Origin of the sequence: Bacillus sonorensis NBRC 101234 = KCTC 13918 (assembly GCF_001592005.1) — a bacterium.
Classification (GTDB): Bacteria; Bacillota; Bacilli; order Bacillales; family Bacillaceae; genus Bacillus; species Bacillus sonorensis.
In genome coordinates, this window is sequence record NZ_BCVZ01000013.1 from 1 (window position 1) to 20,446 (window position 20,446).

19 protein-coding genes, 2 pseudogenes and 1 other annotated feature are annotated in these 20,446 nt (G+C 46.4%); of the genes and pseudogenes, 16 read left to right on the forward strand and 5 right to left on the reverse strand.

Annotation, left to right across the window (positions count from 1 at the left end):
• Positions 1-6: 6 nt before the first annotated feature.
• A complete protein-coding gene (locus tag BTR1S_RS14255; RefSeq protein WP_006640081.1) occupies positions 7-444 on the reverse strand; it encodes a MarR family winged helix-turn-helix transcriptional regulator in 438 nt (145 codons plus the stop codon).
• A 271-nt stretch (positions 445-715) separates the two neighbouring features.
• Between BTR1S_RS14255 and BTR1S_RS14260 the strand changes: the two genes are divergently transcribed.
• From BTR1S_RS14260 to BTR1S_RS14300, 9 genes and pseudogenes are all read left to right on the forward strand, one after another.
• Complete coding sequence (locus tag BTR1S_RS14260; RefSeq protein WP_006640082.1) at positions 716-2,227, forward strand: class I adenylate-forming enzyme family protein; 1,512 nt, start codon at positions 716-718, stop codon at positions 2,225-2,227.
• A gap of 105 nt (positions 2,228-2,332) precedes the next feature.
• Positions 2,333-3,574, forward strand: coding sequence for a serpin family protein (locus BTR1S_RS14265; protein ID WP_029419446.1), 1,242 nt, complete (start codon positions 2,333-2,335; stop codon positions 3,572-3,574).
• A 219-nt stretch (positions 3,575-3,793) separates the two neighbouring features.
• Positions 3,794-3,994: a hypothetical protein gene (locus tag BTR1S_RS23350; RefSeq protein ID WP_006640084.1), complete on the forward strand. Its 201-nt coding sequence runs from the start codon at positions 3,794-3,796 to the stop codon at positions 3,992-3,994.
• A gap of 55 nt (positions 3,995-4,049) precedes the next feature.
• Positions 4,050-4,871 carry a DUF4885 family protein gene (locus tag BTR1S_RS14275; protein ID WP_029419445.1) on the forward strand — a complete coding sequence of 274 codons (822 nt, stop codon included), beginning with the start codon at positions 4,050-4,052 and terminating at the stop codon, positions 4,869-4,871.
• A complete protein-coding gene (locus tag BTR1S_RS14280) occupies positions 4,864-5,187 on the forward strand; it encodes a hypothetical protein (protein ID WP_006640086.1) in 324 nt (107 codons plus the stop codon). Before BTR1S_RS14275 ends, BTR1S_RS14280 begins: the two co-directional genes overlap by 8 nt.
• A 110-nt stretch (positions 5,188-5,297) precedes the next feature.
• Positions 5,298-6,053: a MerR family transcriptional regulator gene (locus tag BTR1S_RS14285; RefSeq protein ID WP_006640087.1), complete on the forward strand. Its 756-nt coding sequence runs from the start codon at positions 5,298-5,300 to the stop codon at positions 6,051-6,053.
• 236 nt (positions 6,054-6,289) lie between these two features.
• The gene (locus tag BTR1S_RS23355; RefSeq protein ID WP_100244908.1) at positions 6,290-6,367 is read left to right on the forward strand and encodes a putative holin-like toxin; all 78 of its coding nucleotides are present in this window, start codon (positions 6,290-6,292) and stop codon (positions 6,365-6,367) included.
• Between the two features lie 438 nt (positions 6,368-6,805).
• Positions 6,806-7,064, forward strand: a binding site (T-box leader).
• 100 nt (positions 7,065-7,164) lie between these two features.
• Positions 7,165-7,326 (forward strand): anti-TRAP protein, encoded by a 162-nt coding sequence (gene rtpA, locus BTR1S_RS14295; protein WP_006640089.1) that lies wholly within the window; start codon positions 7,165-7,167, stop codon positions 7,324-7,326.
• Positions 7,327-7,342: 16 nt separating this feature from the next.
• Positions 7,343-8,289 (forward strand): annotated as a pseudogene (locus BTR1S_RS14300) (DMT family transporter).
• A gap of 2 nt (positions 8,290-8,291) precedes the next feature.
• Here BTR1S_RS14300 and BTR1S_RS14305 read toward each other — a convergent pair.
• Positions 8,292-8,675, reverse strand: a complete 384-nt coding sequence (locus BTR1S_RS14305; protein WP_006640091.1) for an RDD family protein — start codon at positions 8,673-8,675, stop codon at positions 8,292-8,294.
• Positions 8,676-8,916: 241 nt separating this feature from the next.
• On the opposite strand from BTR1S_RS14305, the gene BTR1S_RS14310 reads away from it, so the two are divergent.
• Both BTR1S_RS14310 and BTR1S_RS22580 read left to right on the forward strand, forming a co-directional pair.
• Complete coding sequence (locus tag BTR1S_RS14310; RefSeq protein WP_006640092.1) at positions 8,917-9,981, forward strand: YecA family protein; 1,065 nt, start codon at positions 8,917-8,919, stop codon at positions 9,979-9,981.
• 165 nt (positions 9,982-10,146) lie between these two features.
• Positions 10,147-10,302, forward strand: coding sequence for an ATP-binding protein (locus BTR1S_RS22580; RefSeq protein WP_236836392.1), 156 nt, complete (start codon positions 10,147-10,149; stop codon positions 10,300-10,302).
• A 21-nt stretch (positions 10,303-10,323) separates the two neighbouring features.
• On the opposite strand, the gene BTR1S_RS14320 is transcribed toward BTR1S_RS22580, so the two are convergent.
• Positions 10,324-11,226 (reverse strand): LysR family transcriptional regulator, encoded by a 903-nt coding sequence (locus BTR1S_RS14320; protein WP_029419442.1) that lies wholly within the window; start codon positions 11,224-11,226, stop codon positions 10,324-10,326.
• A 118-nt stretch (positions 11,227-11,344) separates the two neighbouring features.
• Here BTR1S_RS14320 and BTR1S_RS14325 point away from each other — a divergent pair, with 118 nt between their 5' ends.
• From BTR1S_RS14325 to BTR1S_RS14335, 3 genes are all read left to right on the forward strand, one after another.
• Positions 11,345-11,746: a tautomerase family protein gene (locus BTR1S_RS14325; protein WP_029419441.1), complete on the forward strand. Its 402-nt coding sequence runs from the start codon at positions 11,345-11,347 to the stop codon at positions 11,744-11,746.
• Between the two features lies 1 nt (position 11,747).
• Positions 11,748-12,488 carry an SDR family NAD(P)-dependent oxidoreductase gene (locus BTR1S_RS14330; protein WP_006640095.1) on the forward strand — a complete coding sequence of 247 codons (741 nt, stop codon included), beginning with the start codon at positions 11,748-11,750 and terminating at the stop codon, positions 12,486-12,488.
• Between the two features lie 92 nt (positions 12,489-12,580).
• On the forward strand, positions 12,581-14,659 hold the full coding sequence (locus tag BTR1S_RS14335) for a class I SAM-dependent methyltransferase (protein WP_034326567.1): 2,079 nt from the start codon (positions 12,581-12,583) through the stop codon (positions 14,657-14,659).
• A 37-nt stretch (positions 14,660-14,696) separates the two neighbouring features.
• Here the strand turns inward: BTR1S_RS14335 and BTR1S_RS14340 are convergent, their stop codons facing one another.
• Both BTR1S_RS14340 and BTR1S_RS14345 read right to left on the reverse strand, forming a co-directional pair.
• The gene (locus tag BTR1S_RS14340; protein ID WP_029419439.1) at positions 14,697-15,770 is read right to left on the reverse strand and encodes a DUF5105 domain-containing protein; all 1,074 of its coding nucleotides are present in this window, start codon (positions 15,768-15,770) and stop codon (positions 14,697-14,699) included.
• A 645-nt stretch (positions 15,771-16,415) separates the two neighbouring features.
• Positions 16,416-17,817 (reverse strand): annotated as a pseudogene (locus BTR1S_RS14345) (YfcC family protein).
• 128 nt (positions 17,818-17,945) lie between these two features.
• Here BTR1S_RS14345 and BTR1S_RS14350 point away from each other — a divergent pair.
• Both BTR1S_RS14350 and BTR1S_RS14355 read left to right on the forward strand, forming a co-directional pair.
• The gene (locus tag BTR1S_RS14350) at positions 17,946-19,112 is read left to right on the forward strand and encodes a M20 family metallopeptidase (protein WP_006640101.1); all 1,167 of its coding nucleotides are present in this window, start codon (positions 17,946-17,948) and stop codon (positions 19,110-19,112) included.
• Positions 19,113-19,297: 185 nt separating this feature from the next.
• A complete protein-coding gene (locus BTR1S_RS14355) occupies positions 19,298-20,425 on the forward strand; it encodes a type II asparaginase (protein WP_029419438.1) in 1,128 nt (375 codons plus the stop codon).
• The last annotated feature ends 21 nt before the right edge of the window (positions 20,426-20,446 follow it).

Below are 20,446 nucleotides of genomic sequence, written 5' to 3' on the forward strand. Positions count from 1 at the left end.
GAGTTTTCAATCACGCTGAAAGGATGACAGAAAAACCTTTTCAATTAAAGAGAAAAAAGCCGCTTTTTCCTCTTTTGGCAGTTTGTCGAACATCTTGTCAATCAATGACTGGCGGTTTTCTACCATTTGCGCAGCGATCCGCTTCCCATCCTGTGAAAGCTCAAGCCAGACGGTGCGGCGGTCGTCATTGTTTCTTGACCTGATGACAAGTCCTTCTTCTTCCAAATGATTCAGTGCATTTGTTGTTGCTGATGGAGATAGAGATACTTCCTGCAGAATGTCCTTGACCGTACATGTTTCATGTCTGTAAATGATACGCAAAATAAACCCTTTAACGCTTGTGACGTTCATGGGAAGTGTTTCTTCGTCCAATTTCTTTGAATAACGCAAATATTTTGTCAGGGCATGATCCAATAGATTCGCTTCGAGCCTATGGTGCTTCATGAAGGTTTCCTCATTTCCGACATCATGTGAAAGGGGATCAGAATCAAATTTCACTGATCGATAAAAACATAGGTCAATTTTATCATAAGTCAGAGCGCTTCAAAAAACGTTTTGATCATCCAAAATACTTACTTTTGTTATCAATTCATAAACAGAATAATTCCATATTGAAATGGTTTTACAATGGATATTTTTTGTTTTAGAATTGTTTGTACGTCACATAATCTAACCGGGTTTTGTGAGAAACAATGAAAATGTGGAGATGAATATTTTGGGTACACTTCAGCAATTAATCCATGATTATATGGAAAGCTCTGATGAATTGGAAGCATTATCAGGAGGAAACCGAACGTTTACGTTTAAGGAATATCGTGACCGGGTGAACCAATTGGCGCATTATCTGCTGGAAGAGGGTGTTCAAAAGGGAGATCATATTGCGATCTTATGTAAAAACACCCACCACTTCCCCGTTATTTTGCTGGCATCATTAACGATCGGCGCGACTGCCGTTCCGCTAAGCTGGCAGCTGACGTCCTATGAGTTGAAAGGGATTTTAAACAAATCCCAGCCTAAGGTGATGTTTTATGACCGGGAGTTTGCCGATATATTGTCGCCCCTTCGTCAACACCTCGCACTTTGCCGCCTGATTGAAGCAGGCGCCGGAATGGACACGACCGAACAGTTTGAAAGCCTCCTGAAAGACAGGCCTTCAGAGGTTGAGGCAAAGCAGGTGACAGAACACGACTTGGCTTTGATGCTGTTCACCTCCGGTACGACCGGAAATCCGAAAGGCTGCATGGTCAACCACGGCAGTCTGGCTGCTTATTTGACAGATATGAAGGTAAAAGGGAAACGGCTGAAAGGAACCCGTTTTCTCGCAAGTCATCCGCTGTATCATATGAGCTCGCTGAATCATGTATTTCAAGGCGCATTTGAAGGGGTCGCACTCTACTTCTTATGGGATCCGGAGCCGGTTGAGATTTTGCGGGAAATCGAAGCAAAACAGATTCACATGATGATGGCGTTTCCGTCTGTATACACCTATATGCTGGAGGAAATGAAGAGGCGGCCGTTTGACCTGTCATCGATCATCAGCCTTGTTTCAGGCGGGACGAAGGTTCCGGCGCGGCTGATAAAAGAGTATAAAGAACACGGCATCCAAATGGTGCAGGGCTACGGAAGCACAGAAGCCTGGACCGTCAGCGTCTGGCGGCCGGACATGGGCTGGGATAAAGTCAATTCCGCCGGTAAACCGATTCCGCACGTCAGCGTCAAAATCGTAGATCCGGACACGCGTCAAGAGCTGCCGGCGGGTGAAATCGGAGAAGTCGTCATCAAGAGCCCGTATGTGTTTGAAGGGTATTATCAAAATCCGTCGGCCACGGAAAAGGTGCTGAAGGATGGCTGGTTTAACATGGGCGACTCGGGCAAGCTTGATGAAGACGGCTTTTTATATATTACAGGCCGTTATAAAGATGTGATTGTATACGGCGGGGATAATATATACCCTGACCAGGTGGAAGAGATTATCGATCAGGTCCCTGGCGTAGTGGAGTCGGCCGTTATCGGCGTTCCCGATGAGACGTACGGGGAGGCGCCGCGGGCATATGTCGTGAAAAACGAGAGCTCCTCTCTGTCTGAACAGGATATCATCGATTTCTGCAAAGAGCGTCTAGCAGATTATAAAATCCCGGAAATCGTGTTTGCCGGCAGCCTTCCAAAAAACAGACTCGGCAAAATCGTCAAAAAGGAATTGCGGGAGCTGGCTCTGAAAGAGCAGTGATCTCATGTCACGAAAAAATAAAGCGATCGGCGTGAGAGCCGGTCGCTTTTTTGTGTAACGTTTTCAATCGGCGAACCCACTAACACAATAGGAGGTGCGGAAAACATGATAGGTAAACCGAAAACTCTGGCAATCGTTATGAGCGTGCTTTTCATCATGGCGGGCTGCGGAGGGGAAACAGAGCCGGAGCCGTCTCTTCAACAATCAAAAGAATCACCCGAACAGCGGTCATCGCCGGATGTTGAACCGTCTTTTGCCGCGGCTGAACAGCAATTCGCTCTTGATTTGTTTCATGAAATGATGAAAAAAGCCGGGGGTTCTCAAAATATGTTCATCTCTCCATACAGCGTGCAGCAGGCTTTGCTCATGACGGCCAATGGAGCTGCCGGGGACAGCCGGAAAGAGATTCTCCATGCTTTATCTATCGAGCAGATGGACATCACGTCGATAAACCAATCGTCAAGATCCTTGATCCAATCGTACAAAACGCTGCCGCACGGCGAATTTTCCGCCGCCAACTCCATATGGTCGAAGCCGGAGCTCAAGAAAGGTTTTACAGACAAGATCGCAGGCCTTGGAGACGCTTATCAGCTGAACAAAGATCCCCAACTGGCGGCAGATGAGGTAAACGCCTGGACGGCGAAAAAGACTGGAGGGCATATCGATCAAATCATCGACAGAGTACCACCTGATACTATCGCTTACATCATCAATGCCGTCTTTTTTAAAGAATACTGGAAGCAACCGTTTGACGAAAAATTGACCGCTCCTCACCCGTTTTATGCGGCGGACGGCTCCAAAAAAGACCATCCCATGATGACGCAGACAAACCGCTTTTCTTATCAGGAAACAAAGCGATTCCAAGCTGTGAAGCTGCCGTACAAAGACGACGGCCTGGCCCTGGCTGTGTTTCTTCCGAAAAAAACAGAAAACCTTCAATCATTGCTGAAGGAATGGACATATGAAAATTGGCGCGAATCGCAAGCGCGCTGGGAAATGAAACAGGTGGAATTGAAGCTTCCCCGTTTCTCTATTGATGCGGAATATGTGCTTAACGATCCCCTGAAGCAGCTCGGGCTGAAAACGGTATTTCACCAGGCGGATTTTTCAAATATGTTTGCCGGTGATCTGGCCGGATACATAAAGGAGGTCAAGCATCATACGTTTATCAAAGTGGATGAGGCAGGCACTGAAGCTGCCGCGGCTACGAAGGTCGAGATTGTTGAATCAGGCGCCGTTCCCGATGTGACAATGACCGTCGATCATCCGTTTTATTTCGCGGTGTTTGATGAAAAAACCGGAATGATTTTGTTTTTAGGCAGTGTGGCGAAGCCTGTGGAAGGATAAGCAGTGCGGAAACAGGAAAGTACATTGCGGCTGTGCTTTCTAACAACGGTTCATTTGATGGCCGGGGATTACAGCCTTTGAGTTCATCGACAGAATGAAAAGCGGCACGTATACGGCTAATCTGTCTCCATCATCGATATCCAGCCCTGGAAAAGAAACCGTTTCTCCAACGGCTGCGGTGAAACTGGCAAACGTCTCGGCCATACCTTTAGAGAGGTGTTGAACAAAGAAGAGGGAGTCTGGCATAAAACGGTTTCGGGCGGGACATTGTTTCCGGATCTCAAACCGGAACTGGCGCTCCCGGTCAAAACGACATGGAATGTCAGATGCTACTCCCTCGCTTGGGGCAGTTCAACTTGGAAATCACCGCGGTTGAAGACAGCTGCCGGTATGATCAAACATATGGGTGGTAAAATTTAGATTCGTGTTGACCGATATAAAAAATAAAAGCGCATAATCGACGAAAGGAGCTCCCATGAATATTAGAGACAAGGTAAAACTTGCGCTTTATACTGAAAAGCTGATGGATGCAGTTTCACACAAACAGCCGGCAAAAACTAATAGGTCTGAGACCCAAGCCGCCGCAAAAAAAGACACGCTGACCATCAGCAAGCAGGCTGAACAAGCGCAAAAAAACGGACCATCTTTAAAATCGCAGATGAATGGCGTACAGTTTGAAATTTATCATCTATATGTAAACAGACAGCGTTTAAACAGCCGGATCGAAAAAGCCCTCAGAGAAAACGGCATTACCCTTGCGGAAAATGAAAGCATGCAGATTCATGTCGATGGCAAAAATCACATTACAGTTGAAGGGACTTTTGACGATCAAAAAAGAGCACAAATAGAAAAGGCGCTGAATGGGGTAGAACAGCTGGGAGCGCGGCTGTTAAGCCATTCGGATTATGTCGGTGAACAGAATGGAAAGCCAATAGACAAAGTCGCTTACGAAAAATGGCATGTCAATGAGTTTTTAAAAACGATGGCCGGGCTGACGCTGGCGGATGTCAGTTTGAATGAAGCGGGTGACATCATCGGCGGAAATGAGAAACTTGAACAAGTCATTCAAGCGGCCGCCGACCCGAAAAGCGATTTGGAGAAAAGCTTTGGCAATATGCTGGTCAAATTAAAGAACGTCTTGAAAAAAGGACCTGATACAATCGCGGATAGATCCGCTTCGTTCGGCTATTCAGGCGGGACGCTGATTGACCTGAATGTCTCGAAAGGATTTTCAACAGGCCAGATAGACGAATGGCTGGATGATCTGTTTTTAAGGAATGCCATCCAAAATGTCTAACGTCATCTATAACGAGCCATTTGAATGTGAGGAATGGGTATGGCAGATTCATGATGACACGTATTTGCTGAAAAAATACCGGCAAATTGACTGTGGTGAATACGATGGGGCTACAGGTTTGTTCGAGTATTATTACGATTTTATCATTCTCACTTGCTTTGATGAAAAAGGGACCGAGCTATTTACCGCCAGAACATACCGGGATGAAGATGAGATGCACTTTCTTTCCCGTCCGAACGGCAGCTTGAAGGAAAATTATTTTGAAATGATGGAAAAAATAAAACAGAAGCTTCAAGTAGCAAGTATAAGGGATTAAACGTAAAGCAGGCCGAGGCTTGCTTTTTTTGTGCAAAAAAATTTAAAAATCCGCATTGACTCTCACGTTGCGTGATACTTTATAGTCAATATCAAAGGGAGGCGACATTCATGAAAATGAAGGTGAAAGAAGTTGCCGATTTGGTCGGCATCAGTGTGCGCACACTGCATCATTATGATGATATCGGACTTTTGACTCCATCGGAGACGACCGAATCAGGCTATCGGCTATATTCAGATGACGATCTGGAAAAGCTGCAGCAGATCTTATTTTTTAGAGAGCTCGACTTCCCTTTGAAAAAAATTAGGAACATTCTCGAGAGCCCTTCATTTGACCGCAATGAAGCGTTGCAGATGCACAGAAAAATGCTGCTGGAAAAACGCAGAAGGCTGGATCAAATGATCGAGACAATCGATAAGACGATACAATTTACGAAAGGAGAAATCGACATGACGAATGAAGAAAAATTTGCAGGCTTCGATTTCAGCCAAAACCCTTACGAGGAGGAAGCGCGTGAACGCTGGGGAGATGAGGCCATCGACAAAACGAAGGCTCATTACGCCGCCATGTCTGAAGATGAAAGAAAAGCGGTGGAACAGCAATTTAACAACATTTACAGAAAAATCGCCGCCCTGCGAAAAGGCGAGCCTGACTCAGATGAGGCACAGGCGGCCATTCAAGAATGGTATGATTTTTTAAACCAAAATTCAGGCCACCACTTTTCGCTTGAGGCTTTCAAATGCATCGGGCAAATGTATGTCGATGACGAACGCTTTACGAAAAACATCGATCAATACGGCACCGGCTTGGCGAAGTTCATGTGCGACGCCATGACGGTGTTTGCAGACCGGAATAAGAAATCATAACGGCTGGTGCTTTTTCAAAAAGCATGACCAAAAAAGTCGCTCTCCTTTGGGGCGACTTTTTTGCGCAGCGATAAGGTTTTTTTAGTTCCTGCATTCAGCCTCAATATTTTGTTTTTGGAGATGGAAAGGTCTCTCGGCATTTGAAGTGTTATGGTAAAATATTCTTTGTACACAAAGCTATATGCTCGCTTGAGGGAGTTTCTTGCTCATCCCCATTTGAAAGGGGGTGATGCATCATGACAACATATGAAACAATCTCTATAATGATGGCTTTCGGCATGCTGATTGCCGTGTTGTCTAAGAAAGAAAAATAGACACTCCCTTAAGCCTTGGCAAGTGAAAGGGATAGTGTCTGCGTTAGAGCTATCTGAGCAAGCCCCTTGACAGGCCGCTTTGTGTATGATGACTCGACTGTTGGCGCAGTCGGGTCTTTTTTATTGTATGCATTTCTTAAAGAAGAAATACTTTTACATGTGGCAGCGATACTGTATTTCTTTCTATGTCGACTGATGAAAATATGTTATTCCATACATTTATATTACTAATTTGAGCCAGCAAAAGCAACTCATCATGCATGATGAGCTCATTCAATAAAGGTACGCCACTTCCAACGTTCAAGTCCCGCAATTTTGGCGGAGCCGGCATTCAAGTTAAATTACGAGCCGATTTGCAGTCCGTCAAAAAACGAACAGAAAACGCTGATTGACACAAATCCATTTTCAGAGTAATATATTTTACAAATTATGAACGGTCAAACGATATGGAGGAAGAGCAAGTACGTGTCAGCGAGGGGTTTTAAGAGAGTCGGTGGCTGGTGTGAACCGATGACCCCCTGATGCCGAATGGGCTTCTGAATCGCTCCGCTGAACGGATTCCGTCAGTAGGCGGCGCCGGGATGTTCTCTCCGTTATCAAGAGAAACATATCGAAAGGGTGATCCCTTTCCGTATGTTTGTGAGCGAATCGTATTTGCGATTAAAAAAGGTGGTACCGCGAGACCCTCGTCCTTTTGTGGCGAGGGTTTTTTTGCATTCTTTAAGGAGGTGACGGCCATGGAGGAAGGCTGGCCGGTGCGGCCGATAGAGATGACAGTATGAATGGAGGTGGACCAGATGGTGATTGCAACAGACGACTTGGAAATTCCTTGTCCGCATTGCAAAGGCAGCGGCAAAGAAGACGGGCTTCATTGTCCAAAATGTTCGGGGAAAGGCGTCATTTTGACGGCGCAGGGAAATACATTGCTTCATTTTATCAAAAAGCATATTGATGAATAAAGGATGATTGTGGGATATGAAACGAGCTGAGAAGAGTACAGTTGAGCAGAGCGGGGATTTGCGTGGCAGCCTTCAGGCGGCTGCCGGCATATGTTTTATCGTATGTGGAACGATGTCTTTTGCGTCAAAATCCATTCTTGTGAAATGGGCTTATGAACAAGGGGCGGCTCCGGAGGCGGTTTTATTGTATCGGCAATTGATTGCGGCGCCAATGTTTTGGGGGATTTTATGATCTATCGTTCAAAGCCCAAACCGAAACATAAGGATGTCATCAAAGCCTGCACTGCGGGGCTGCTCTGCTTTTTCCTGTCACCCTTGTTTGATTTCATCGGCCTTCATTATGTCTCGGCGATTGTCGAGCGGATGCTGGTGATGAGCTATCCGATTTTCGTGCTGATCCTGTCTGCTTTGTTGAACAGAAAGAGGATGCCGATCCGACATCTTGGCGCGGTTTTCCTTGTGGGCGGCGGGCTGTTTTTGGCCGTTGGCGGCTGGGATTTACATGCGGTAAAAGCGAATATGACGGGAGCTGTGTTGATTATCCTGTCTGCCATTTTTTATGCCGTTTATTTGGTCGTATCAGGACGGCTTGTCCACGAAATCGGCAGCATCCGAATGAATGCATATGGACTGTCGGCGGCAAGCTTGGCAATCGCCGTGTATACGGCGATTCAAGCAGCCGGAGAGCAGCCGGTTAACCTTTTTTCCTACGATGCCCAGATGTACGGTTTATTTATCATCATTGCGGTGGCAACGACGGTTGTTCCTTTTATATTTATGCTTGAAGGCATCAAGCGCATTGGAGCGGAACGAGGGGCTTTGATTTCAATAGCCGGGCCGGTGATCACCATTTTCTTGGGGGTATTGTTTTTAAACGAACGTTTAAGCCTTGTTCAGTGGCTGGGATGTTTTCTTGTGCTGTTTGTCATCAGTCTATTAGAATATCGAAAGCGTAAGCGGTAAATCTACGTTTTTTTGATGACATACGTCTTGGCTGCGAAGTCATGTACGGCTTGTTTCTTTTCTGAAAAAGCGACTGTCAGGTAAAACAGCCTTGAAATGATATGCACCCATGCGGCGAAGTAGCGGATGACAGCCTGTCGAAAAGTTATCGGCTGGCCATTCTCACTAGAAACAATGCGAATTCTGAAAACGGCTTTTCCAATCGTGCCTTGAAGATTTGTCAACGGCATGAACAGCGGATAGAAAAGGTAAACGAGCACCGCTGTACATAGAACACCTGGGGAGCCCCCTCCAAATATCAGGGCAGATGAGAGATGTAAACCAACCGTAATCACACAGTCGGTCAGCAGCGCCCCTGCCCGGACCCAAAAACCTGCATATTGCAATGTGTTTAACGTCCTTTCCATGTATAGTATAAAGGGATGGGAAACAAACAACATAAACCATTTTATAGTTGTTTTTTCTGCTTTTAAATGGGGTGTTTATCCTATTTTTCAACGGATGTTCATGTTCGTTGAAAAATTTTACTATTACGCTAATTCATACCCATTTTCATTATCGATTTCCCCCCTCTTCAAAGTTTTGATAAAATAATAAAGTTGTAGTATATGATACGGAGGTTTAATCGTGGGAAAAGTAAAGAGAAACATGCCTTGCCCTTGCGGCAGCGGGCTTAAATATAAAAAGTGCTGCGGCAATCCGAAGGCGGATGTTCCGTCCGTTGTGGTGCAAGAGCTGAAACAGATTCAAAAAGATGTCATGGAATTTGCGTTTACAGAACATAAACAAACGATCGATCAATTTCTCAATCAATATTCTTTTCTATCAGATTTAGAGGAGTCTGCGCAAAAAATATGCGTCTTTAATTTAGGCGTGTGGGGCGTATTTACCCAACCGCTGGCAGACGGCGGATTGACGATTTTTGAGGATTATCTGCGCAAAAAGGGCGGCTCCATCCTCAGATCCCAAACGAAAGAAGCCGTTCAATCATGGAACAATATGGCGCCGGCCTTGCTGCAGGTCAAAGATATTGCAAATGGATCGGTTCGTTTTGAAGATGCGGTTGCAAACGAAGACATCACCATCAACATGAATGTGAAGAGAGAAGGACCGTTTATCGGTGAATATGTGCTCGGCTTTCCGATTCAAGTCGGCGGACATACGGAATTCTTTCTGCAATTTACGATCTATCCGAAGAAGATGGCGGACACCATCAAAAGCAAGGTAGCGGAAGCGCTCGAACGCTTTACAAGCGAGGGCGGAACGGCAGAAAGGCTGATGAGGGAAGATTTCCATCATCTTTTAATGAAGCTCTGCCAAAAAGATGAAGCCTCTTCTGCAAACACTTCCGTAGAGATCGAATGGGCCAATGATATGGAAAGAGAAACCGCACGCGTCCTTGAGAAAGGAATGCTTGATGCGGGACATCCGGAAACATTTGTTTCTTGGGCGCTCGGCGTTTGGAAATCGTATTGCGCCAAAAAGGCCCCGAGCATCAAAAAAACCGAAGCATTCGCCGCCGCATTGGAGTATTTCATCAACACGATATCCAAATCTGAAAAAGCGGTCTCCCAGGCGAAGCTTGCGAAAAAATACGGCGTCAGCGCTTCAACGGTATCGAACCGGTTTAAAGATATCGAAGCCGCATTAAAAGATGACCTTGACCATCATCTTGAACTGATGCCTTCATGACACCAAAAAACCTTCCGAGATGTTTCGGAAGGTTTTTTGCGTTTTCCCGTCTTGATGAAATCTCGATAAAAGCATCTTACAATATCAAACGACACCGCCGCTCCGAATCGGTGGAACATCAAAAACGGGGAGAGGAAAAGGCATGGGAAGCATCCTGTTGGAAACATGGAGGATAAAAGCAGGACATCCAACGGACATTACGGAATCGGTCTTATGTTTGCTCTGAATGTCGCAAAACTGCATCAAGGCGATCTGGCCATCAGGAATGCGGAAACGGGGGGCGGACAAGTGCACATGACGATTCCGCTAAATAAAGCGTAAGTTTGGGAAGGGCCTTCCGGATCAATTCGGAAGGTCCTTTCTTTGTCCTTGAAGTTTTTCCTTTAAACAATGATAGAGCTTGGCCGTCGCGTGTTTCAGAGGAAATGCCGACGTTTTGCAGATGATGCCGAAACTGATGGAGATCGGACTGTCGCTCAGGTCGCGGACTATTGTTCCGGAAGGGAGCGAGGAGGCAATGCTTTTTGGAACGAGGGCGATTCCGAGTCCTGCGGCTACATAGCTCTTCAATGCGGTCATGCTGCCGATTTCCATTGTGTTCATTTGGTTCCCGGGCAATTCCTGAAAGGCGATTTCGATTTTTTTCCGATAGGTACAGTTGTGAGCCGTGATGAGCAGGCGATGCTCTCTGAGATCCTTCAAGCTGACGCGCTCATATTCTGCCGCAGGGTGTCCTTCGGGCATGAGCACTGTCAGCTCTTCCGCAAAAAGCGGTTCAAAATAAAGATCTGTTCCGATTGCCGGCGTCGAGCAGATGGCGAGGTCGAGCTCCCCTTGCAAAAGCCGTTCGGCGAGCGGCGCCGAGTTTCCGATTTCGACGGATATCCGGATCTTTGGATGTTCTGCTAAAAATTCTCCCAAAATTTCGGGCAATCGGCGGCTTGCGATTGGTTCTAAGGCCCCTAAGCGAATATTTCCGGCTTCGCCGAGCAGGAGGTCCGACATATTGTTTTGCAGGTGTTCGATATCTTTGACAATATGTTTGCTTTGTTCATAAAACAGTCTTCCGGCTTCGGTCAGCCTGAATGTTTTTCCCCTTTCCAGCAGGCGGATTCCAAGGTCTGCTTCAAGTTTTTGAATTTGCATCGTGACGGTGGACTGCGCATAATTCAGCTCTTCCGCCGCACGATTGAAGCTTTTGCAAGTTACGATTTTATGAAACGTCTTTACTGCTTTCAGATCCATGTTCAAATCCCTCCGATATGAGGTTCAATAAAATTGAACAAATCGTTCAAATGATTCAATTATACTAAACCACAAAAGCAATATATACTATAAATCAAACAAAAGGAGGGATGATCACATGCCGTATGTCCGAATTGATCTTCTGAAGGGCAGAACAAAGGAAGAGTTTCGAACGATCAGCCGCTCTGTTCATCAGGCGATGACAGAGACGATCGATGTGCCGGAAGACGACTACTTCCAAGTCATTACACAGCACGATGAAGAAGAATTTTTCTTCGATCCGGGCTATATGAACATCAATCGAACGAAAGATCTGATTTATATTCAAATCACAATGAAACAAAGGCGGACCCAAGAAAAAACAGCATTGTATCGACGCATCGCAGAACGCCTGCACCGCGGGTCAGGCGTTCGAATGGAGGACGTCATGATCATTGTGACCGAGAATACGGAAGAAAACTGGTCGTTTGGAAATGGCATAGCACAGCTTGCATCAACAACTGGAGAAGGGGCGGAGTAAAATGGACATTCAACATAAAGCGGCTCTCGTAACAGGGGGAGGCACCGGAATCGGACGGGCAGTATCGCTTGAATTGGCAAAGCGCGGGGCGGCGGTTGCGGTGAACTATTCACGTTCGGAAGCGGAAGCTGAGGAAACGGTGCGCATGATTCAGCAAACCGGAGGACGGGCAATCGCCATTAAAGCCGACGTTTCCCGGGCGAACGAAGTTGAGAACATGTTTGAAACAGCGGTGCGGGAGTTCGGAACCGTCGATTTGCTTGTAAATAATGCGAGCATCACCCGGCACATTCCGCTTGACGACTTGGAGGCCGCGGACGATGAGGCCTGGGATGAGCTTTATGCCGTGAATGTCAAAGGGATGTTCTACTGTGCCAGGGCGGCTGCTCCTTTGATGAAGAAGAGCGGACGGGGTGCGATCGTGAACGTCGGCAGTATCGCCGGACTGACGGGTTCCGGGTCTTCACTTCCATATGCTGTATCTAAAGCGGCGGTGCACGGTCTGACGAAATCGTTGGCGCATGCGCTTGCTCCCGATATTACGGTTTCAAGTATCGCGCCCGGCGCGGTTGCGACGAGATGGTGGGAAGGCAAGGAAGACAAAATGAAGCAGCTCAGCCGTCATCTGCCTTTGGAGAGGATCGCAACCCCTGAAGATATCGCCAGCCTGATCTGCGCGGTTTTGGAGCAGGAGGCGGTTACAGGGCAGATCATAACGGCAGACTGCGGACAAACGTTATAAATATCCTTTTATCGTGTATTTTGTCCTATTTCTATATGATTCGATTTGCCTTATGATGGTTCATATACATATAGAAAAAGAGGGAAGGGTACATGAGACGTCTGCAATCTTTAGAGACAATCGAGAAGCTGAAAAATGGGGATCGGCATGTTTTGCGGCATGCGGAATGGCTAAGATACCTGTTTTTGACTGAGGAGCGAAATGTAAATTTGGAGCGTATTCCTTCACTGGAAAAAATGCCTTCAAATCCCGTTCTTCTTTATGTTGAAAACACTTTGCGCATATTGGAGCAAGCCGATATCCCTGAGAAGGAACAAGATATCATTGAGGAAGTCCTTATTTGGAGTGAGACAGCAAAATGCGGACAGCCTCATAAAAGGCGGGAATGGCGTGAGAAAGGGTTTCAGCTGGCGATCCATAATATCGGCTCCGCCCAAATTTACGCCAATCGCAGCCGGACGTTTATGGCCGAACGGCAGGATACCGAGGAACTCATCTATCTGCTGATTGCAACGCATGGCCTCGTCGGTCAGTATATTCGCGGGGAGTCGAGATACCGGCAATTCGCGCCCCTGATGGATTGGATAGAGGCAGCCAATGCGGTTGACATCGATATCAAGCGGGTGCTGTACCAGCTGAATAAATGTATTATAGCAGGCGTATCGGCCGGGCTTTGGGAATCGGTCGAACAGGATGTCAAGCAGGTCGTGAAACAGATTTCCGAAGGTGAGCGCCAACAAGAATGGCCGTTTGCAGAAAGACTGAAAAAGCTGCGGCGGCAAGCCATTGAAATGGGGGAAGACAGCAGACTTTATGACCGGTATCTCAAGGAACATTCAGCAGAAGAAGAGCTCGGGCGTTTCTTTGGCAAGGCAGACTTTTGGTATGTGGAGTCTGCGCTTTCCTCCTTCAGCTTTGAAGAGTTTGTCAAAATCTTTTTGCTGATCCGGCGCTCTGTCAATCCTTTATCCGTCAGACACATCAGCTTCGAACCGCTGATGAGGGATATGTACCGAGATTATCAAGGTGTGCGGCATACGAATATCTATAAGAAACGGATTATTGAAGCCTATTTAAAAGAAGTATCGATCACAGATTTGCTTCATGACGGAGCAGCTGTTAATGAACATGTATCCCTGTCCGTTCAGCCGTTTGATGCGGCTTCGGAAATCATAGGAGTCACCTTTTCGTTTTCAAAGGCCGGGCTGAAGCTGATCGAGTTTTGTCAGGAAGCGGAGAAATCGCCGTTATATGAAAGGGCGATCGTTCTGCTTTACGACTTTTTTGAGTTTCCGAAAGATTCATTTGACCGCCTTCAAAATGAACAGGCCTATTTGACAGATATGAATGGCGCGGAAGACTATAAAAAGAAGATTGCCGAATATGCCGTCGGGAAGAACATGCTTGATATCGGCGCGGGCGGGGGCGTGATGCTGGATTTGCTGACGGAGCATCATCCTGAAGCGGAAGTCATCGGGATTGATCTGTCTGTCAATGTCATTGAAGAGCTTCAAAAAAGGAAGGTGCGGGAGCATAAACCATGGAAGGTCAAGCAGGCCGATGCTTTGGACCTGCCGGAGTACATTGAGAAAGAAAGCGTCGATACGATCGTGTTTTCATCGATTCTTCATGAATTGTTTTCCTGCATTCCTTATGAAGGCAGAAAATTTAATCACAGGGTCATCGCCAAAGCCTTAACAAGTTCGTTTGACGTGCTGAGGCCTAAAGGCAGGATCATCATCAGGGACGGCATTATGACCGAGGATAAGGAGGAGGTGCGCCGGATCCGCTTTAAAGATCCAGATGGAATGGCTTTCTTGGGAAGATATGTCCGTGACTTTAAAGGACGGCAGATAGAGATTCTTGAGATCGAGAAGGATGCGGCTGTACTTTATGCCAATGATGCGATGGAATTTCTCTATACATACACATGGGGGGAAGAGGCGTATCCGCATGAAGTCCAGGAGCAGTTTGGCTATTTTACCCCTTCTGAGTTTCGGGCCTGTATTGAGAATGAACTGGGCGGCCGTGCGAATATCCTCGTTTTTGAGCATTATTTGCAAGAAGGGTATGAGGAGCATCTCTCTCCCAAAATTGAATTAACAGACGTGAATGGAGAAGAAGCTACTTTGCCTGACAGCACTTGTTTTATTGTCATTGAAAAACGATAGCAAAAAAAGCACCTAAAGAAAGGTGCTTTTTTTGCTGTTAGTTTTTAAAGAAGCTTGAGAAATAATCCTCGGTATCATAATCAGTAAGATCAAGCTGCCATTTGCCGTCTTTCGTCTTCTTCATCGTGACTTCAACGGTTTTATCATTTGAGGCGGTTTCCACTTTTTTGAGTTCTTCCGCCATGACATCGATGGTAGGGCTGATCAGTTCTTCCCGGGACATATAATTTTTCCCGCTGTCTTTCACGTATTCTTCCATTCTCTTTTGGACTCTCTTTTGCGTGTCTGAGCTGTCGATTGGTGTGATGGTTGCTTCGACTTTTGCTTCTTCGCTAGTCATCGTTTTTGTAACCGCTTTGACTTTCGCTTTATCTTGGTAGGCGTTTTGGATGGCGCTGATCAGTTTGTTCAGTTTCTTTTTATCGACATCTTCTTCATTATAGATGCCCATGGACTTGATAAGCGATTTTTGGCCGCCTTCAATATAATCGGTGACGATTTCCCGTTTGTTTTCGCCGGTCAATTTTTCGAAGTCCTCATTATCCTTGCCGAAGAGCGTAATGTCTGTATAAGCCAGCAAAGCTTTTGCCGGATCGTCAAGTTTTTTAGCAGACTCCAGCATGGCGCTGCTGCCGCCGTCTATTTCAAATTCAATCGGTTCGATTTTTTCGTCGCCATACGTTTCAGGCGCATATTCGAGCTGATACTTTTCCCCTTTTTCAACCTGGTAATACAGGTATCCGTCGACTGATTTATCAGAGTTTAGCGTTGCAGTCGTCAATCTTTCATTCTGAGCATCATAAATGTTCACATCAGTCACTTTAGAATCGCCATGATAAAGGTTGAACGATCTGCGGGTGACGGATAATGGCTCTTTTCCCGTGTTTTTTATGGACACTTTCACTTTTAAAATCAATTCACCATCAGCTAATTTTGTGGTTGAATCATCAGGGAGTGTATATTCTGTGCTGAGTATTTTGATCTCTGCGTTATCCGCTTTTTTTGCTTCGTCTTTGTCAGCGCTTGCACTTTTACTGCCTCCGCTACATGCGGCTGACAATACGGCTACAATCATCAAAAGCATCATCAAATATAACTTTTTGCTGCGCATGTCTGTCTCCTTTTTGTCTATTATTTTTTTCATTGTTGTCTAAATGAAAGGCCGGCTGCGTGTCATGAGAATGACTGAAGTCCCGGTCGTTCCATTTTGCGAAACAGTGAAAATTTGATTATAAATCTTCATTTTTCCTGAGTTTCTTTAAAAAAACAGAAACAACAGTACTCATTTTAAGGTTTAAAGGATCATTGTTGAATAGGTTATAAATACTAATTTTGGGCAATGTTTTGCAAGTTTAGGCATCACTGCAAAGATTTGTTGGTATAAATAGACTACACCAAAAGGATTACTCGAAGATGAAATTAATGGGAATTGAGGGGCGGTTTTCATGTGCTGAAATGAACAGAAATAGACTGAAAACTATGAGATCGCAGAGAGCAGAATCAAAAAAGAAGCATCATTCCTATGAATTGGAAATTGATGAATCAATAGTCCTGATTTCTGAGGGGGCGCTTATTTGAGTGAAAAGTTCAGTAAAATAAAAAAGTTTGTCATGCGAATTGAGAATAATAGAGTGTAAAACTTCGGGGTGGAATTTTATAACATGTAAAGAAAACCGTTTGCCCGGAAAATCCTTGATGAACGACGAGCACCAAGAATTCTCGGGATAGCAGGCAAGTGAAAAGCCGTAAAGGCTTTTCACTTAATCCCGATCATCATCGCGATCACGATCGCCGCGGCGGCTATGATCAACCAGCCGGCGATCAGCTTCCAGACAAACTTGAGCCAGCGGTCATAAGGAATGCCGGCAATCGCCAGCGCAGCCATCAGCACGCCTGAAGTCGGGATGATCGAATTGGTAATCCCGTCCCCATACTGAAAGGCAAACACCGCAATCTGGCGTTCAAATCCCAATAAATCCGCCAGCGGAGCCATCAAAGGCATTGTTGTGGCCGCCTGCCCGCTTCCTGAAGGAATAAACGTATTGATGATCACTTGGACGGCGTACATGCCGAGGGCGCCGATTTCGTTTTGGAAGGGAGCCGATTGCCGAAGCCAGACTGTTGATGATCGTATCAATGATCTGACCATCTTCCAATACGACGACAATCGCGCGGGCAAATCCGACGATGAGCGCTCCGTACACGACCTGTTTCATGCCGTCGACAAAGGATTCGAATGTCTCATTGATGGTGAGTCCTCCGGCAAGGCCCGCAGCAAACCCGATGATGAGAAAGCCCGCCGACAGTTCACTTAAAAACCAGCCCCATCTAAATACACCGAAAATATTAATTGAAAAGCCTAAAACAACAATCAGAAGAACGAGGCCGTGCCGCCAATGGAAGGGCACAATCTGCTGCCCGGCGGCAATTTCTTCGTTCATACCTGCCGGAGTTCCGTGCAAAAGCCCTTTTTCCGGATGGGCTTTAACGTTTTTCGCGTACCTCATCACATAAAAAATCGCAAAACCGAGTATTAAAAAGTATACAAAAAGTCTGTAGCCGAACGCGCTGAAAAGGGGAACTTCTGCGATAGACTGAGCAATTCCGACGGTGAAAGGGTTCAGCATGCCGCCGGTAAAGCCGGCAGCAGCGCCGAGGGAGATCATCGCCATTCCTGTCAATGCATCATAGCCGAGTGCTCTTGCAACAGCGATGCCGACCGGAACGAAGATAATCGTCTCTTCAGACAACCCGATCGTTGCGCCGCCGAGAGAAAACACGGTCATGATCACGGGTATCAGCAGGGTGCCTCTTGTTTTCAGGCGCTGTACGAGCAGATTGACGCCGGCATTGATCATTCCGGTCTGATGGATGATGCCAAACGCCCCGCCGATCAAAAAGATGTAAAAAATAATATCGGCCGACTGGATCATTCCTTCCGGTACGGCTTTGAATAGATCGAAAATACCGACAGGACCGGCGTCTGTTTGACTGTAGCTTCCCTGAACGATTTCGGTGCGGCCGTCTTTTTCAATCCGTTTAAATTCACCTGAGGGAATCAAATAAGAGGCTAAAGCGGCAAGAATGATGATGAAAAAAATCAAAGCATACGTGTGGGGGAATCGGAATCCGGTTTTTTGAGAGGTATCATTGCTCATTGGGGTGCTCTCCTTTATAATGTATTATTATTCATAGTTATATATATTTAAACATTTTTAATAGATCAGCATCGGTTTGTCAACCCCCCGAAAGGTTTGGAACAGTAAAAAGAGAAAGGAGCACTACGATGAAAAATCAAATTGAAAAAGAAATTGAAAACGTGCGGCCGGATTTATGGCATATCAGCCAGTATATTGGCCATCATCCCGAACTGGGGCATGAAGAGTTCAAGGCTTCGAAGATCCTGTCAGAAGAGCTGAAAAAACACGGTTTTTTAGTAGAGATGGGCACGGCAGGCCTTCGGACGGCTTTTACTGCGGTGTATGACAGCGGCCATCCCGGTCCGGCCATCGGGTTTATGGCGGAATATGATGCGCTTCCCGACATCGGTCATGCCTGCGGCCACAACCTTATCGGCACGATGGCCGTCGGAGCCGCCATCGGACTCAGCAAAGTCATGACATCGTGCGGAGGCAAAGTGTATGTGTACGGAACGCCTGCCGAAGAAACAAAAGGCGGCAAAGTGACCATGGCCGAACAGGGGATCTTTGACCATCTTGACGCAGCCATGATGGTTCATCCTTACTGCCGGCACGAAAAAAGCGGAACATCTCTGGCGATGGATGCGATTCAATTTGAATTTTTCGGAAAGGCCTCACATGCCGCAGGCGCGCCGCATGAGGGGATCAACGCGCTTGATGCGGTGATTCAGACATTCAACGGCATTAATGCACTCAGACAGCATATCCTGCCTGATGCAAGGATTCACGGCATCATACCTGAAGGCGGAAAAGCGGCAAATGTCGTTCCGGATTATGCGGTCGCCCAATTCTATGTCAGAGGGGCAGAGCGCAGCTATGTCAATGAACTGCTCGAAAAAGTGAAAAACTGCGCCAAAGCGGCTGCTTTAGCGACGGGTGCCCGGCTTGAATGCTCTTTTTATGAGCTGTCATATGATGATTTGAAAACGAATGAAGCCTTATCAGATATCTTTACAAAAAACATGATCGAATTAGGGGTTGACCCGGATTCGATTCACGAAAAAGCCGATGGAGGAGGCTCGGTTGATATGGGGAATGTCAGCCAGGTTGTACCGTCCATCCACCCATATGTGCAAATTTGCGATAAGCCATATGCATGCCATACACCGGAGTTCCGGGAGGCGGCCATGAGCAGTCAAGGGTTTGAAGGATTGATGCTGGGAGCCAAATCGATGGCGTTTACCGCCTATGACCTGATGACGAATGAGGAGCTCCTGAAAAAAGTCAAAGAAGAATTCCGTCTTTTAACATAATAGCGGCGAATGAAGAAAGGGGAAAACAAGGTTTTCTCCTTTTTGGCGTCTTAGAAAAGTACAGCAGAAAATCTGACGAAAATAAAGACTTAATATTGCGAAAATTTAAACTAGTATTAAAGGCAAGCAGAAAGAGAAAATACAACTGAATCAACTGACATATGGAGCGGGGAGAGATCAAAAAGATGTTGAAGAAGCGAATGCTGTTTATTGTTTTAGGATTGCTATTGATGATCACGGGCTGCGCCGGGGCCAATGAGCCTTTAAATGAGACCAGGGCTGAAGCGAAGGTGGAAAACGCTGCGGCCAAATCTGATCAAAAACAGAAAAATCTGCCTAACATCAGAATGTTGGCAACAGGCGGAACGATTGCCGGCGCTGATAAGTCTAAAACGTCGACAACCAATTATAAAGCGGGCGCAGTCGGGGTTGACGCCCTGATAGAAGCCGTACCCGAACTCCAGGATATTGCCAATATCAGCGGTGAACAAATCGCAAATATAGGAAGTCAAAACATGACCAATCAAACATTGCTGAAATTGAGCAAGCGCGCAGGGGAACTGCTGGCTTCAGACGATGTCGACGGAATCGTCGTGACACACGGCACAGATACGTTGGAAGAAACGGCTTACTTCTTGAACCTTGTCATCAAAAGCGATAAACCGCTCGTTATTGTCGGCTCGATGAGGCCCTCAACGGCAATCGGAGCTGACGGACCGTCCAATTTATACAATGCCGTAAAAGTGGCCGGGAGCAAGGAAGCCAAGGGCAAAGGAGCGCTGGTCGTCATGAACGACCGCATCGCTTCGGCACGGTATGTAACCAAAACCAATACAACAACGCCGGATACGTTCAAATCCGAGGAGATGGGCAATCTCGGCGTGATTGCAAATGACATTTATTTCTTTAATGATATCGCGAAAAAGCACACAAAGGAAACCGATTTCGATATTGCAAAAATCGCTCGGCTGCCGCAAGTCGATATTATTTACGGCTATCAAAGCGATGGTCGGTATTTGTTTGATGCAGCGGTGAAAGCCGGTGCAAAAGGCATCATTTATGCCGGCAGCGGAAACGGTTCCATTTCAGACGAGGCAAAGAAAGGCGCCGCCGCTGCCATGAAAAAAGGCCTGGCAGTCGTTCGTTCAACCCGCACCAAAAACGGTGTTGTCACGCCAAATCCAGAGCTCGAAAAAGCGAAGCTGCTGGCCTCCAATTCGCTTAATCCGGAAAAGGCGCGAATATTGCTGATGCTTGCGCTGACCAAAACAAACGACCCCCAAAAAATCCAGACATACTTTAACGAATATTGATCAGACAGCAAAAAAAGCTGC